Source organism: Tolypothrix sp. PCC 7712 (assembly GCF_025860405.1).
GTDB classification, from domain to species: Bacteria; Cyanobacteriota; Cyanobacteriia; order Cyanobacteriales; family Nostocaceae; genus Aulosira; species Aulosira diplosiphon.
Genome location: NZ_CP063785.1, coordinates 7,291,232 through 7,308,018 on the forward strand (window position 1 = coordinate 7,291,232; position 16,787 = coordinate 7,308,018).

8 protein-coding genes are annotated in these 16,787 nt (G+C 40.5%); 7 read left to right on the forward strand and 1 reads right to left on the reverse strand.

From position 1 onward, the window contains the following. Positions 1–86 precede the first annotated feature (86 nt). From HGR01_RS29755 to HGR01_RS29770, 4 genes are all read left to right on the forward strand, one after another. Positions 87–1,349: a CAP domain-containing protein gene (locus HGR01_RS29755; RefSeq protein WP_052335092.1), complete on the forward strand. Its 1,263-nt coding sequence runs from the start codon at positions 87–89 to the stop codon at positions 1,347–1,349. Between the two features lie 143 nt (positions 1,350–1,492). Further along, positions 1,493–2,578, forward strand: a complete 1,086-nt coding sequence (locus HGR01_RS29760; RefSeq protein WP_081583912.1) for a glycoside hydrolase family 19 protein — start codon at positions 1,493–1,495, stop codon at positions 2,576–2,578. A gap of 489 nt (positions 2,579–3,067) precedes the next feature. Then, a complete protein-coding gene (locus tag HGR01_RS29765) occupies positions 3,068–6,619 on the forward strand; it encodes an alpha/beta fold hydrolase (RefSeq protein ID WP_045868583.1) in 3,552 nt (1,183 codons plus the stop codon). Between the two features lie 98 nt (positions 6,620–6,717). Beyond that, positions 6,718–11,199, forward strand: a complete 4,482-nt coding sequence (locus tag HGR01_RS29770) for a caspase family protein (protein ID WP_052335091.1) — start codon at positions 6,718–6,720, stop codon at positions 11,197–11,199. Positions 11,200–11,340: 141 nt separating this feature from the next. Here the strand turns inward: HGR01_RS29770 and HGR01_RS29775 are convergent, their stop codons facing one another. Beyond that, positions 11,341–12,666 (reverse strand): peptidoglycan-binding domain-containing protein, encoded by a 1,326-nt coding sequence (locus HGR01_RS29775; protein WP_045868582.1) that lies wholly within the window; start codon positions 12,664–12,666, stop codon positions 11,341–11,343. Between the two features lie 412 nt (positions 12,667–13,078). On the opposite strand from HGR01_RS29775, the gene HGR01_RS29780 reads away from it, so the two are divergent. From HGR01_RS29780 to HGR01_RS29790, 3 genes are all read left to right on the forward strand, one after another. Then, positions 13,079–13,789: a response regulator transcription factor gene (locus HGR01_RS29780; protein WP_045868581.1), complete on the forward strand. Its 711-nt coding sequence runs from the start codon at positions 13,079–13,081 to the stop codon at positions 13,787–13,789. Between the two features lie 28 nt (positions 13,790–13,817). Further along, a complete protein-coding gene (locus HGR01_RS29785) occupies positions 13,818–15,710 on the forward strand; it encodes a CHASE2 domain-containing protein (RefSeq protein ID WP_045868580.1) in 1,893 nt (630 codons plus the stop codon). 275 nt (positions 15,711–15,985) lie between these two features. Continuing rightward, entirely contained in the window at positions 15,986–16,714 is a 729-nt protein-coding gene (locus HGR01_RS29790; protein ID WP_045868579.1) for a DUF928 domain-containing protein, read from the forward strand. Positions 16,715–16,787 lie beyond the last annotated feature (73 nt).

The following is a 16,787-nucleotide window of genomic DNA, read 5'->3' on the forward strand; positions in this document are numbered from 1 at the left end:
TAATACATACAACTGAAGGAAAACAGTCTTAATCGCAATTTTCTACTGAAAAATCAACTTACATTAATAGCAAAGGAAAGTTAATTATGGCCTGGACCAATTGGTACAATTTAGGCGGGGTCTGCTCATCTGCACCTGCCGCTGTTTCCTGGGGAGAGAACCGCATTGATGCATTTGTAATTGATACTGGCAATACAATCTCTCACATTGCCTGGGATGGTTACAACTGGAGTGCCTGGGACAGTCTCAGTGGCGACTGTCGGTACGGGGTGGCTGCTGCCTCCTGGGCATCTAATCGCTTAGATATTTTCACGATCGCAACAGATGGATCTCTATACCATAAGGCATGGAATGGTGCGTGGAGCGACTGGGAGACGTTAGGGGGTCGCTTCATTTCTGCACCCTCTGCTGTTTCCTGGGGAGAGAACCGCATTGATGTGTTTGCGATCGGGACTGATAATGCAACCTATCACATCGCCTGGGATGGCTCCGCTTGGAGTGGCTGGGAAAATCTTGGTGGCGACAGTCGGTATGGGGTGGCTGCTGCCTCTTGGGCATCTAATCGCTTAGATATTTTCACGATCGGAACGGACGGATCTCTATACCATAAGGCATGGGATGGCGCGTGGAGCGACTGGGAAACGTTAGGGGGTAACTTTATTTCTGCACCTGCTGCTGTTTCCTGGGCAGGCAATCGCATCGATGCATTTGGGATTGGGACTGATAATGCAACCTATCACATCGCCTGGGATTCAGGCTGGAGTGGCTGGGAAAATCTCGGTGGCGACTGTCGATACGGGGTTGGTGCTGCTTCTTGGGCACCAGGTCGCTTAGATGTGTTTACGAGCGATACAGCCGGATCGCTGAACCATAAGGCGTGGGATGGTACTGCCATTTCAGTTGAACCAGGAGCAGCGAACGCTTTCGCCCAAGAAATTTTGGCTGCTCACAATCGCTACCGCGCCGAAGTGGGAGTTCCATCTCTGCAATGGTCAGACTCCTTAGCGGCGGATGCTCAACCTTGGGCTGATTACCTTGCTTCTCTGGGAGGACTCAACCTAATCCACAGCGAGGGTACCGGTCAAGGAGAATCTTTGTTTGGAGGTAGCCCCCCAGGTGCATTTAGCTTAACCCGCATGGTTGACGATTGGGGCAGTGAGAAGAAATCCTTTGTGCCTGGAGCATTTACGGGCGTGGGTTTTGATGGAGGTGTAATTGGACACTATACGCAAATGATTTGGCGCTCTACCACCCATGTGGGATGCGCGATCGCTAATAACGGTCAGGACGAGTTTCTAGTCTGCCGCTACAGCCCTCAAGGGAACGTTATTGGGCAATATGTCCCCTAGCGACTGCTGTCAAGAAACACCCAGTTTAACAGGCCGTTTGGTGTAAGGTCTGACCCCAAACTGGGCATCTAATCCTGTGCCATCAACTGGCGCTATCCCATCCCTTAGAAATTGATTAATTTAAGTTATTGAAAGGAAAAATTATGGCTAGAAAACAGGGAAATCCTCCAACAACCCATACCGTAGAAGCTGGAGACACATTATTTGACATCGCTCAAGCATACTATGGTGATGGGAATCAGTGGCCAAAAATCTCTGCTGCTAACGGTAATATTCAGCCTCAAAGTTTACAAATTGGTCAACAACTGCAAATTCTGGCAGTTGATTCTCCTTCGCCAAATACTGGCAACGTAGTCGTCTACGATGACTCTCAATATCGCGGAGCTAGCCAAGCTCTAGGTATAGGAAAATATGACTGGGGGCAGATTAAAAACGATAGTATCAGTTCGTTGAAGATTCCTGTAGGAATGAAGGTAACACTTTACAGTGATACTCACTTTAGTGGCACAAACAAGACGTTTACGGCTGATACGCCTTATGTGGGTGACGACTTCAACGATCGGACTTCCTCAATCATCATCGAATCTGGGACTCTCCCTCCTCCTACTGGCAGTGCTTTTGCGGGTATTGTGTCGCGCCAAACCTTCGAGGCTCTGTTCCCAAATCGGGACGGTTTTTACTCCTACGGCGGACTGGTGGCAGCCACACAGAAATATCCCAGCTTCTGCAATGAAGGATCAGACGAACAACGTAAACGGGAGGCAGCCGCTTTCCTGGCTAATATTGCCCACGAAACTGGGGATTTACGATACATAGAAGAACAGAACACAGCCAATTGGCCGCATTACTGTCAGGTAGGTACTTATCCCTGTGCGCCAGGTAAAACCTATCACGGTCGCGGCCCAATCCAGTTGTCGTGGAACTACAACTATGGTGCGTGCGGGGCAGCCCTCGGCATCGATCTGCTCAACAACCCCGATTTGGTTGCCAGGGATAGCTCCATTTCCTTTGCAACCGCCTTGTGGTTCTGGATGACTCCCCAACCACCAAAATCATCGTGCCACGACGCTATACGCAATTCCGGCTTCGGTATGACTATCAACATCATCAATGGCGGTCTTGAATGTGGCAAAGGGCAGGTGACTCCACAGGCTCAGAGTAGAATCCAACGCTATGAGCAATATACCCGGCAGCTTGGTGTAACCCCAGGCGGGAACCTATCTTGCTAAAGCATCGCTTTCCTCTTATGACAACTTGCTTTTCACGGTAGATTGCTCAGGTATCGAAATTCCAACAACATCCAGAGGCATCTAAAGCTAATGGATGTTGGGTTTCCCTGAGGTAAGCAGACTACAAGCTGCAAACAAACTTACTATATTTGCGATCGCCTAATCAGCTGCACACGTTGAGAATTCCAGATGATGGTAACGTCTATCCTCTTCCCTCCAGGACTTCAGTCCGGCATTTGAAAGCACTTAAGTGCTGACTACGAATTCATCAAAACTTTTGCGGCGACAAAGCATTAGGCGAGATCGCCTCCTATAGTCTTTACTTCAGTGTCAAGCATAAACATGCAAATAATTATGCATTAACTAGCAAGACTTAGTAATAAAAAAGTCAGCATAATACAACACTAGGAAATCAATCAATATCTTTAACAATTTGCGAAGCTTCCAAGAATCGCTCAAAAATAAGACTTTATTAAAAAGGGTGACATTATGGTTAGTAACTCCCCAGAAATTGGTATTCGTAATTTATACGCTTTGCTTGTAGGTATCGATAATTATCCCCAGCCAATTAAGTCCCTCAAAGGTTGTGTAAACGACATTACAGCAATAGAAACCTATCTCAAAAATCAGATTGCTGGTGAATGGAAACTGAGAAAACCCAGAATCCTTACAAATGAACAGGCTACTCGTCAGGCAATTATTGATGGTTTTCAAAATTATCTTTGTCAAGCTGGTAGCGACGATATCGCTCTATTTTACTATTCAGGACATGGGGGACAAGAAAAAGCTCCCGAAGAGTTCTGGCATTTAGAACCAGATCGGTTAGATGAAACTTTAGTTTGCTACGACAGCCGTACCCCAGGAAATCACGATTTAGCTGATAAAGAACTCAAATATTTACTGTTTCAAGTAGCAAAGAAAAATCCCCGTGTCATTGTGATTCTCGATTCCTGTCACTCAGGTTCGGGAACTCGAAATATTGATGAAGGAGTACGTCTAGCTCCAGAAGATACAAGAGATCGCCCTTTGTCTAGTTTTATTTTTGCTGAGGACAAAACCTTTAAATTAACTTCTGAGCAAGTAAATAAGAAAAGCGCAGGGTTAGATTTGCCCCAAGGAAGGCATATTCTCTTAGCAGCTTGTCGGGACTACCAATATGCGAAGGAACAAAAAGGAGATAATAGTGAAACCAGAGGTGTTTTTTCTTATTTTTTTCTCAAGACCTTACAACAGAGCAACGGAAGATTATCTTATCAAGATATAGTCAGAAATATTGAGGCTTTAGTGAATGGAAAAGTTAAAGATCAAGCACCTCAACTTGAAGCAACTCACCCTGAAGACTTACAAGAATCGTTTTTAGGAGGCGCGATTCCCGAACGTCCTTTCTCCTTTATTTTAAGATATAGTAGTATCGATGATGACGGTTGGGAGATTAATGCTGGGGTGATACATGGCATTCCCAAACCATCTTCTTCGGATTCAGATGAAACTACATATTTAGCCATATTTCCGTTAGATAGCACTTCTGAGCAATTAAAACAATTCCCACTGGCTGAGGCTAAAGTAACTGAAGTTTTCACCGGAAAAAGTAGAGTTGAAATCAGCAACTATACAGAAGAATTAGACAAAAATCAAAGTTATTGGGCATTCGTAACCAGTTTACCCATGAATCGGTTAAAGGTTTACATTAAGGGAAATCTGGAAACGGATGTAGAATTAGCTAAGAACCTCTTAGAAAAAGCAAATATTCAAAAGTCGCTGTACGTTGCTACAGTCGAAAACTTTGAAGAGGCTGATTACAATCTGCTCATCGGCGATGGACAATACTGGATTACTCAAAAAGATAACGATCTGCCTGTAGTTGCTCCCATTCCAGAACAGCCTAATCCCAGCATATACACAGAATATGATGCTCGAAAAACAATCAAAGCATTAGAAGCGATCGCACGCTGGAAAGATATTCTCAACTTAAAGAGTCAAGGGAGTAAGATTGATCCCAATAAAGTTGAGATGGAGATTATTCTGGTCGGTCATGGAAACAATGAAGATGATTTTAAGGCTTATGAACCTAACTCTTCAGATAAACCATTAACTAAAGATTCTGGACTTTACCTAGAGTACATTTATGACCAAGGTAAGTGGAAACCACCAGTCATAGAAGTCAAACTGACTAATAAAACTGATGAGGATTTATATTGTAATATCCTGTTTTTATCAGAAGATTATTCTGTGACAAGGTACGGCGGAAAGACCTATGTGCTTCAAGTTAAAGATGGGGAAATAAATAGAACCAGGAAAACAGATTGGGATAGTTTAATCATTCCACCTGAATTTCTGAAAAATGGCATCACCGAGTACAAAGATATATTTAAGCTGATTATCAGTACAACAGACTTTAATGTCGATTCACTAGAACAAAAAGGATTACAGCCTCCTCCACCTACAAGAAATGTGCCCAGGGGAAGTCTCGAGCGTTTAATGCAGCAAATTGATACCCGTAATTCTGGGGGGTTTGGGAAAAAATATGACGATTGGATTACTAAAGAAGTAGCTGTTACCATTGTCAAACCACGGACTGCTGAACAGATTAAACCAGATAAAGCTGCAAAACTTCTCAATGGTTTGGTTGAAGTGCAACCTCATCCCAGTTTGCAGGCGCAAGTAACCCTGACTACTGTTTCCCAAACGACACGAGATATCGGTAATCTAATTGTGCCACCCATTTTGTGGGATGAACCTGGAGTGATTGAATCGTTTCAATTTACTAACAGTCGTGGTACTGATCCAGGATTGAGTGCTGTAGAATTATTTGCTGTCAATAATGTTAACTTGGTGACAAAAGATTCACCTCTAACTTTACTAGTTAATCAAACTTTAGAAGCAGATGAATATATCTTACCTGTAAGCTATGATGGGGAGTTTTTCCTACCTCTTGGTCGAGGTGTAAAGCAGGGAGAGCAAATAAAAATTACCTTAGAACGTTTGCCTCAAGCAACTACAAGTAGCCGGAGTTTGGGCGGTTCAATCAAAATTTTCTTCAAAAAAGTTCGCAGTCAACAACTAGGACATTCTTATGATTATCCGATTTTAACAACCGCAGAGGTGAGAGAAGAAGATAATCAGATTAAAGTCATTTACCAACCAGAATTATCCCAACCAAATTTAGCAGCAGTAAAAAAACGGGTTGATTCTGCTCAGAAAATTGTTCTTTACATTCATGGTATTATCGGCGATACCGCAAGTATAGTTGGTAGCGTTCAACAGGCAAAAGTAGAGGTAAATGAACAACTGCGTCCGCTACAGGAACTTTATGACCTAGTTTTAACTTTCGATTACGAAAATCTTCACACCACCATTGAAGAAAATGCGCGATCGCTCAAACAACGTTTGGAAGCTGTGGGTTTAGGAGCGAATCATGGCAAAGAATTGCATATAGTCGCCCACTCAATGGGAGGATTAGTTTCTCGCTGGTTTATTGAACAAGAAGGCGGAAATCAAGTTGTTCAACATTTAGTCATGCTGGGAACTCCTAATGCTGGTTCTCCTTGGCCAGCAGTTCAGGATATGATTTTTGCCCTTTTAGGGTGGGGTCTGAATCAAATGCCTGAGATAGTTTGGCCTGCTAAAGTCGTGGCTGATTTAGTCGCTAAGTCAATAGAGTTTGTGGAAGCGAACGATCATGCTCTCGACCAAATGCAACCTGACTCAGAATTTTTCGGTGCGATCGCTAATAACCGAGACCCCCAGATTCCTTACACCATTATTGCTGGAGATAGATCGATTCCCATATTAAAGCAGCAATCGAATCGCTTAAGGCTATTAAATGAAAAACTTTTCGCTCCAGTCATTAATAAGGTGGTTGATGGTTTGGTGTTTGGGGGAGAACCTAATGATATTGCCGTTCACCTAGCCAGTATTAAAAGCGTGAGTAGCGATCGCTCTCCTCAGCCAAAAGTTCTATCAAATGTTGCTTGCGATCATCTGACCTATTTTACCACCGAAGCGGGTTTAAAAGCATTGGCGGTTGCGCTCCACCCATAGTTGCAACTGCCCTTCTGATTCGTCAAACCGGATAAGAAGGGTATCAACAATCAAGAAAATTGAAAATTTCCCTACTTCTCTACTAAAAAAGAAAATCTATGACGACAGATAATCATATTGAGCGTAGTTTAGCGATCGTCATTGGCATTAATCAATACAAACATATTCGTAAACTCAAGAGTGCTGTCCACGATGCTGAGGAACTCGCTAAGGTTCTCAAGGAGAGATATCAATACGAGGTCTTACTTTTAACAGATGACAAAGCAAGCAAGGAAGAACTTCTTAACCTTTTAAAAAATCTTCAGGAGAATAGGATTAAATTACCTGACAATGATGAGCAAATCTCTGTCAAAGAGAGCGATCGCGTTTTGTTTTACTTTGCTGGTCATGGTATTGCTGAAAAGGCAGAGGAAAGGAAAGATAAAGATGTCAAACCAGCAGGTTATCTGATGCTACAAGATAGTCAGGACGATGAAAAAAGTACCTGGCTGTCTATGCAGGAATTGCACGATGCTCTCACTGACTTAAATTGCCGTCATCTGTTAATGATTCTGGACTGTTGCTTTGCAGGGGGAATTCGCTGGGCAGCACTAAAGCGGAATTCAGGAGGCTATGGTCGTAAAATGTATCAACAAAGCTATGACCGCTTCATCAAATTTCCGGCTCAACAGGTCATTACTTCAGCCGCCCATGACGAGCAAGCGCAGGATACATCTCGTCTGGCACGAAGGGAGGGTGACGAAAATCGACATTCTCCCTTTGCCGACTTACTGCTGAAAGTGCTAAAAGCTGAACCAGATAAAGTCAAGCAGGATAACCACCTCAAGGCGATTGTCGAAGATGGCGTAATTACTGCCCAAGAACTCTTTACTTATCTGCAAAATAGACTAGGGAATGATGCAGAAGAACAGACTCCAGAGCTTTTTCGCCTCAAAAAGCATGACAAGGGCGAGTATATCTTTCTGCCAGATGGTATTGAGCCAAACCTAGAAAAACTTAAACTGGATGAAAATACTAATCCCTATAAAGGTTTAGCATCATTTGAAAAAGAAGATAGTCAGTTGTTTTTTGGCAGAAAGAGACTGATTGAAGAACCAAAAGAAGGTCTCTTGAAAAAAGTGAGCGACAATCAACTTACGGTGGTGTTAGGGCTTTCGGGGTCGGGTAAATCTAGCTTAGTAAAAGCTGGTTTAATTCCTGCATTAATATCAGAAAAAAAAACTAGTCAGGAATGGTGGTACGTTCTCGATCCAATGCGACCTGGAGATGATCCTCTCACTGCTCTTGCAACAACGATACACCCCCTTACAAATATCCCTTTTGATTCTTTAATTCAAGAATTACAGCAAAATAAAAAATTTTTAACGGCAATTGCCAGAGAATGGAGTAAAAATAAGCCAAATCTTAAGTTATTATTAACAATCGATCAGTGTGAAGAATTAATCACCTTGTGCAAAAATGAAGAACGAGCAACGTTTTTGCAGTTGTTAGCAGAAGCTTTAGCTTCACCAGATTTATCCAAAAAATTGCGAATTGTAATAACATTGCGTTCTGATTTTGAGCCTCAAATCAGGGATGCAATCAAGGAAACTCGTTGGCAAGATGATTGGCAAAATGGGAGGTTTATTGTAACTCCGATGAACAGGGAAGAGTTACAACAAGCGATTGAAGAACCTGCTGCACAACGGGCATTATTTTTTGAGTCTCCTAAGTTAGTTAACCAGTTGATTGATGAAGTTGTTCAAATGCCAGGGGCTTTACCTCTCCTCTCGTTTACTTTGAGTGAGCTTTATTTGAAATATCTTAAAAAAGCAGAGGAAGATCCAGAAAAGGATGACAGAACGATTACTGAGGAAGATTATGAAAATATAGGTGGGGTTACACGCTCTCTGACTAACACTGCTGACAAAACACATAATGACTTAGTAGAAAAAGAAAAAGTTGATTCGTCTACTATTCGTGATATAATGCTGCGAATGGTTGCTATTAGTGGTGGTGAATCAGCTCGCAGAAGAGTACCAACATCTGAATTAGTTTATCCAGAGCCAAAAAACAAACAGGTACAGAAAGTAATCCATTACTTTTTAGAAACACGTTTGCTTATCAGGGGCTTAGATGCAGAAAATCAAGAATATATAGAGCCTGCCCACGATGCTTTGGTGAAAGGATGGGTGAGGTTAAAGGAATGGATCGATAAAGAATTAGACGGATTTGTACTACGGCAGCGTTTGACTGCTGCTGCCAATGATTGGGCAAAAAATCCTCAAGATAGTGGACTTTTATTGCCTAATGGCGATCGCCTAAATCAGCTTGAAAAAGTTCTTAAATCGGAAAATAGCTGGTTTAATCAGCAAGAGGCAGAGTTTGTTGAACGGAGTATTAAGAAAAGAAGGGAGCAAGAAAGACAAAGCTTAGAAAATCAGGTAGAACTTAACACGACAGAATCTCAGAGGCTCTTTACTGCAAATGATCGGCTTGATGCAATAGCTAAGATGATTAAAGCAGGAGAGCTTTTGCAGGAAAATCTTGAAGAAGGGCTGAAAATTACTCAGCATAAACAACTTCATTTTCTGATTAAATTTAATCACTTATTGAGTGAATTAGGAGAGCTTAATAGCATTGATACCAGAGAGCCAATAATTAACTTTAGCAGTAATCAAAAAACTCAAGTCATTGCTACAGTATCTGGTCAAAATAGTAACAGGGTTTGTTTTTTGGATTGGAAGGGAAAGTTAATAAATGTTGAAGAAAATGAAGAGAAAATTTATGATTTAGCGTTTAGTCCAGATGGAGATATTCTGGTTACAGGTGGAGAACAAGGTATAATTAAATTCTATAAAAATGATCGCAATGGCTGGCATTCTTTCTATGAAATTCAAGGTGAGACTAGAAAACATAGAGGTTATGTTAATTCTTTAAGCTTTAGCCCTGATGGAAATATCTTAGTTTCGGCTAGCAATGACGGAAAAATAAATTTTTGGTCTCGTGAAGGTGCTTTTATAAGGACATTAATCACCCATCCTCATCCTGTTCTACAGGTAGCTTTTAGCCCAACAGATAATCTGATTGCTTTTACTGATGTTCCTTTGGATAAAGATGTCAAAAAGAGTATCATAAATATTTTGAAATATCCAGTTTGCCAGGATGGAGAATATCAAGTTTGTCCAGGTGTTAATCACTTTAAATTTGATGCAGAGCATGAAGGTAATATTTCAGCAATTGACTTTAGCCCTGATGGCAAAACTCTAGTTTCTGGCGGTAGGGATGGAAAACTTCAAATCTGGACTATCAGTGAAGATTTGAGTGAGCCTGGATTACACGCATTTAGGGAGTATGAGGAAAGTATAAGTCATATTGCTTTCAGCCCTGATGGTAAAATAGTTGCATCATCTCATAGCGATGGAATCATCAATTTTTGGAACCTTTCTTTAGTCACCGAGATTTATGTTAATTTGCAAAAATCACATAGGTTAGCAGGGCATAAAGCAGAGATCACTAAGATTAGCTTTACATCAGATAGCTCCCAACTGCTTTCTAGTAGCTATGACGGAACAGTTAAGCTTTGGTATTTTAGCAGCAACTTTGAAGGACACTCGGGGGCTAGAGTTCAGAAAGTGAGTTTTAGTACAGATAATCAAATCGTCACTACGGTAGATAAAAAAGGAAATTTCAAGCTTTGGAATTTTAACGGAGAACTACAAAATAAATTTGGTGATGAAATCAAAATTAGCGATGCTCAATTGAGCCGAGAAAATAAAATTGTTGTAGCAGTAGGAAGTGATGGTGGGATCAATCTGTATAGCTTAGATGGGACAATGGTCTACACTTCCATCCAAGAGCATCAACAGGCAATTAACCTCCTTCGTCTTAGCCCTATTGAAGATATCTTTGTAACAACGAGTGAAGATAATCGTATAGATTTTTGGAAGATAAATAGAAATCCTTGGAATGTAGAGTTATTAAAAACATTTAATCCTGCAAAGACCTCTATTACAGCAATTACTTTTAGTGGCGATGGTAAGTTTTTCGCTTCAGGTAGTGATGACGGTAAAGTAGAACTTTGGAGCCTGGCTCTTGATGCTAATCAAGTACCTGAAACTATCTTTGATGTAGGAGGTAGTGTTGTTGATCTGAGTTTAAGCAATGACGGTCAAATGATTGGCGTGGTTATTAATTCAACAACTGATGAATATGAAATCAAACTTTGTAGTCGCAGTGATGGCTCGATCAAGCCTTTGCGTAGAGAGACGAAAGGGATGGTTTATGCTTTGAAAGTTTGCTGTGAAGATGAAGTAATTGTTTCGATAAGTGAAACCAATAAAATCGGTTACATAGAGATATGGAATATCGATGGAAGTTGGCTAGAGAAGATTCTAGCCTTGGATAAACAAGGATTTGATATAGAGGTTGAGGCTGCTGCTTTTAGTCCCAATAAAGAAGAAATTGCTCTAGCTACTTATGTAGATAATGATTATGATGGCTATAGACACGTACAAACTTTGAACTTAAGTCTAGATAGCCTGATGAGAACTACTTGTGAGCGTATTCAGGATTACTTAGAGCTTAAAAACATAAATTAATGACATCTTTCCAATGATACAAATACGTGGGTAAGGGTTTAGCAATGCTAAACCCTTACGAAAAATCTATCTGGATCACGATTTTTGTGACTTAGCATTAGACATCAATTCATACCTTGAATCAGCAATGTCTAAGTTTAATTAGATTAAGCTACTTCTTGTGCTTGGAGTCTCAAAGCGTGTAGGACAAAGTATCTGCACTTTAGATAAGGGATGAGAACTCTTCTCATTTGATCCATGAGCGTAACTCTGCTTATCTGATATAGAAGTACCAGCTATAGGAGTAGCAGACTCAGTTCCACTTTTCACCTTTAGAGGAATAAAGATTAGGCTGTTAGCAATATCATTTTTCCATTTCAAAGCGTTCACTATATTTTCTATTTCAGCTTTTGTGAATTTGAAACAATTTTGTACTTTTCCATCTCCAAAGTACTCTCTTAGTTCTTCAAACTTTCCTTCTTTGGCTTTTACTTTTATCACCTCAACTGTTTGAACGATATCGTCTTGATCTGTAATTCTAGCCTTGGAGATAAGTATACTTTCTAGAAACTCAGACTCTTGTGTATCCAATGCCATTTTAACTGATCCTATAACTGCGTTTTCTGGAAGATTTCCCTTCTTTGCAAGATCAATATCTATAGCAGTTAATTTTTGAAATTCCTCAGGGTCTACACGCTTCAAAAATTCGTTGAGATTACCATCTGATAATGCGTTCGCCAATTTGGATAAGAGGGAGAGGTTTGCAAGAAGGCTTGGTATTTTGGCGGCTTTTTTTAAACCCGGGAAATTTACTACTAAATCTACTGTAGGCTTTCTTCCAGCTACTTGAAGTTGCCCCGGGCAGACAGAATATCTATCTTCACTAAAACTAGACGTTTTGAATTCAAAATGATCTCCCTGCAAATTCCCAATTGAACCCTTCTTTTGAAGGTTGAGGCTAACCTGCGAGAGGTTGCTATAGTTTGATTGCAATGTTCTCTGACTGCAAGGAGGAAGGTATGCATATCTGGAATACTTCTCTTCCCCTGGCTGATATATAAAGATCATTACTTCATGAGAGAGATTATTGACCAATTTTAACTTGCCATACTGTTGGGAACCTGGAGCAAGATTATGCAACCCTAAACGTGTAAGAGTCTCAGGTGTGGCAGTTGCATTAACTTCCAGCCCGTGTGGAGTCTGGTAAGATTTGAGTTTACTTAAGGTCTGAGAACTAAAGATCCCATGAACCGCAATATCATCAAATGTTGATTGCAATGTGGCTATAACTGAACCTCTATCTCCATAGCTCAAGGTTTTATTTACAGTCTCAGCTTGAGCTGGTTTCCCTGCGACTGCTCCGGCTGCAATAGAACCCACCGCGATCGCTAACTTCACTGCTTTGAGGGCTTTGAGATTTGTGCTTTGCTGAGAAACCGCAACTTCTGCGCGATCGCGGTTGTGAGTATCTATAATTTCTAGTGACATAGTTTTATACCTAATCTTTCTGTTGATTGATTTGCTTCTGGTTGCATTATGCTGAATTCTTTATTCCTAAGTCCGGCTTGTTAACGCATAATTATTTGCATGTTTATGCATTGACTGAACGATTTACTACTCCTGCTTGGGAAATTAGGCGATCGCCTGCTCAAAATTTCTCAGTATAGAAGTGCAATTTTTTGTCGCATTATTTACTACATTTGGATGCGAAATGCGATCGCCTGCTCAAAACCTCTTGGTACAGAAGTGCGATCGCTCTTTTTGTGAAAATGTACAAAATCCTGTATTAGATTTGCACTTTTGTGCATAGATTAAAACTTGATCTCCAATTAGAATCAGCACATACTTCAATATTTTTATTCCTACAAAACTTCACCTTACTGAATATGGGTAGAATGTGATGGCAGTAGTAAGCTTAGAAAAACATCAAATTTATGGGCATTTACCAGTGGAAAAAAAGCTATGTATTCTGGTTGTCGATGACCATCAATTAATTTTGACTGGCACTTTTGATGTATTAAGTAGACAGTATCCAGAAGCGAAGATACTGAAGGCGCAGACAGCCAAAGAGACACTGACTTTACTTCAATCTCAAGCGTTTAACCTGATTATGATGGATTTGTCGATTCCCTATCAGCTAGGGGAGACGGCAGAAATTGATACTGGAATTAAGCTGTTGCAAACGTTGCTCAAAGAATATCCCGATCGCAATTTCATGGTGCAAACTAGTTACGTAAAGGCGCTAATCCGCATTAAACACGAGATTGATAATCATCAAGCTGGGTTTGCGATCGCAGATAAAGGATTACCCGAAGCCCAAATGCTGATGCGGGTTAATTTAGCACTTCAGGGTGCAACTCACACCAAAGACATCAAAACGGGTATTGAACTCAAACCGGAATGGTTGGAGGTGTTGCGGTTGGCTTTTGAAGAGAGTTTGACAGATAAAGCGATCGCCGAGCGGATGTATAAATCAGAACGAGCAGTACGCACTTACTGGACGAAAATACAGGATGTGCTGGGAGTGTACCCAGAAGACTGCAAGCAAGGCGGTAAGAATATGCGAATCCAAACCGAAATTCGTTCCCGTGAAGAAGGTTTAATTGATTAATATGCAGGATGGTTAAGCCGGAAACGAGATGGAAAGGAGAATCTGGAATCGCATTCGCCAAGAATTGGGGTTGTGGACACAGGCTGCACCTCCTGGGATCATGGTGCTGGTTGTGGTGATATTGATCCGGATTGCTGGAGGAATGCAACCTTTAGAATGGATGCTCCTTGATACTATGTTACGTCTGCGTCCGGTAGAAAAACTCGATGAACGTGTCGTAATTGTGGGTATCGATGAACAGGATATTCAATCGGTGGGACAATACCCGGTTACAGATGAAAAAATTGCACAGTTACTTACCAAGCTAGAAACCTATCAACCGTTAGCAATTGGATTAGATATCTTTAAAAACGTTCCTGTGGAACCTGGTGGTGAACAACTCAAACAGGTATTGCAGAAAAATAATAATATTATTGGGATTGAAAAAATATTACCACCCGATACAATTTCCCCACCCCCAAGTTTGCCACCCCAACAAGTTGGATTTGTTGATTTACGTAATGATGAGGATAGCAAAAATCGACGTTATTTGTTGTACACATCGAATCCTCAGAATATCAAGGAAGGGAAATCTTCTCTAGCGCTACTATTAATTACTAAGTACTTTCAAAATAACAGAATTAAAATAGACACGGGTATAAATGACCCAAATACTATCAGATTTAATGGGATTGAATTACCCCGTATTACCAATAATTTTGGTGGGTACGTCAATGTCGATGATGCTCCCTTGTCAATTTTGATGAACTTCCGCAACAATTCTCAGCCTTTTCATGTTGTATCGCTACTCGATATTTTAAACGAGAAAGTTGATGGGAAATTGTTGCGCGATCGCATTGTCTTAGTTGGCAATCGCAACATGAGCGCAGGTGATTTTTTTTATACATCTGCTGTGAGACAATTAGGATTAAAAGGTGTAATTTACGGCATTGACTATCACGCTCATGTCATCAGTCAAATTCTTAGTAGTGTAATCGATAGTCGCCCAATGTTGCACAGTTGGGGAGATATAGGAGAGTACGCATGGATATTTATTTGGGGTTTTTTGCCGATTGTTATTGGACGACTTACCCAATCTGTTTGGAGAAATATACTGAGTGTTGGTGTAGCCGGATTTTGTCTGTTTAGCTGCGGGTATGTAATGTTGTGGGTGTGGGGTCTATGGATTCCTGTAGCACCTAATTTGCTGATATTAGCTTTGAATGGGCTTGGCTTGAGTGCTTTTGCATTTTACCAGCACGATCAATTCTTGCGATCGCAAATTAACGAACGTCAAAACACCATTCAACACACTTTTACTATAATCCATAATGGCCCCTTGCAAACTCTCGCCTATGGATTACAACATCTACGTGCTCAAGATATTCCCTATGAACAACTAGTTGAGCAATTTGAAAAGCTAAATCTAGAAATTCGAGAAATTGGTGAATTTCTTAAACTTGAAGCGTTAACCAAAGAAGAGAGTTTACGTTTAGGTAGCGGATTAATACTTGAATTAAATCGACCGCTTCACGATTTATTGTATGAAGTTTATTCAAGTACTTTAGAACGTCAAGATTTTGAAAATTTTAAAACGTTAAAAGTTAAAATTCGCAATTTTGACCCGATTGACGAGAAATATTTAAATCAGGAAGATAAACGGGGAATATGTCTATTTTTGGAAGAAGCGTTATGTAATGTGGGGAAACACGCCAAAGGAGTCAAGCGCGTTCAAGCATCGGGTGTTTATAGTGAGAATAAATACAATTTGTCGGTCAAAGATAACGGTTCAGGATTTAAATCAAAGCTAGAAAATAAAGGCACAAAACATTCTAAAATTCTTGCTAAACAATTAGGAGGAGAATTTCGACGTGAATCGCTTTCTCCTCGCGGAACTATTTGCGAACTTAGTTGGACACCTATAAAAAAATTTAAAATTTGAGATTTTTGAAGCAGCTTGAAGTTGTTAGCTGTTAGATAAAATACAATTGCATAGAATACAGATTATTTGTAGGGGTACAGCAATGCTTGTGCCCTTACTCTGTATTGCATCTAAATGAGAATCGCTATATTTCAATCAAATATTAGATTTAATTAGAATTTTTTCCGAAAAATGTAAAACCCTATATGTAGTCAATGAATAGCCATTGTTTTGGGTTTTTCGCGTATTCTGGTGTGTTTGCCCTGTTAAATAACTATATAATCAACAACAGTACTATGAGACATAAACATATTACATTTTGGCGAAATAGCCGCAGACTTACAAGCTTAGTTGTAGGAGTGCTTTTTTTGATGACTGCATTCCCCGCATCTGCTGAGTTTAAACCAAAAGATCGCAAACCAGCCAGTGGAACTAGTCGCGCGGGTGGTTCTCGTGGATGTTCAAGTAGCGGTATTCCCCTGACACAACTTGCACCTCAGACATTTATCGGGAAAACGGCTTCTACACGTCCAACTTTAGTCTGGTATATGTCCAGTTCCCAAAATGTGCGATTCCGACTGTTTGAATTTGAATCTGTAAAAAGCGTTAAACAAATCGGTAAAGTTCAAGAAATACCCACAATAGTCGGGATTAATCAGCTAAAACTTCCCCTCAATTACCCCGAACTCACAGTAGGTAAAACATATTTATGGCAAATTGCTATTGATTGCAAAAACGACACGATTCTTAGCCATACTGAATTTACCGTTATCAACCCTCAATCACTTCCTAAGAATCAATTTACTAGCATTCTAGAAAAGGTAAATTATTATGCTGAAAATGAATTGTGGTATGAAGCGCTGTCAGAAGCATTGAAAGCAACCGATAATGGTAAACTAGGGCAAGTTGCGTCAACTTTAGTTAAAGAACTCGCACAGTCAGAAATGCCAACGGATAGCGACATAGACAGAAAAAATATTCAGAAACGAATCGAATACCTCCAGAAAATTGCCAGTGAAAACTGATAGAAAATAGTAGGCAGAATAAAAACGGCGAAAATTTAGTGGTTTAGAAAACTTCAAAACATAAATTATCCCA

Excerpts from the sequence above, each read along its gene's own strand:
- HGR01_RS29755 (WP_052335092.1), top strand. The coding sequence starts at position 87 with ATGGCCTGGACCAATTGGTACAATTTAGGCGGGGTCTGCTCATCTGCA.
- HGR01_RS29760 (WP_081583912.1), top strand. The coding sequence starts at position 1,493 with ATGGCTAGAAAACAGGGAAATCCTCCAACAACCCATACCGTAGAAGCT.
- HGR01_RS29765 (WP_045868583.1), top strand. The coding sequence starts at position 3,068 with ATGGTTAGTAACTCCCCAGAAATTGGTATTCGTAATTTATACGCTTTG.
- HGR01_RS29770 (WP_052335091.1), top strand. The coding sequence starts at position 6,718 with ATGACGACAGATAATCATATTGAGCGTAGTTTAGCGATCGTCATTGGC.
- HGR01_RS29775 (WP_045868582.1), bottom strand. The coding sequence starts at position 12,666 with ATGTCACTAGAAATTATAGATACTCACAACCGCGATCGCGCAGAAGTT.
- HGR01_RS29780 (WP_045868581.1), top strand. The coding sequence starts at position 13,079 with ATGGCAGTAGTAAGCTTAGAAAAACATCAAATTTATGGGCATTTACCA.
- HGR01_RS29785 (WP_045868580.1), top strand. The coding sequence starts at position 13,818 with ATGGAAAGGAGAATCTGGAATCGCATTCGCCAAGAATTGGGGTTGTGG.
- HGR01_RS29790 (WP_045868579.1), top strand. The coding sequence starts at position 15,986 with ATGAGACATAAACATATTACATTTTGGCGAAATAGCCGCAGACTTACA.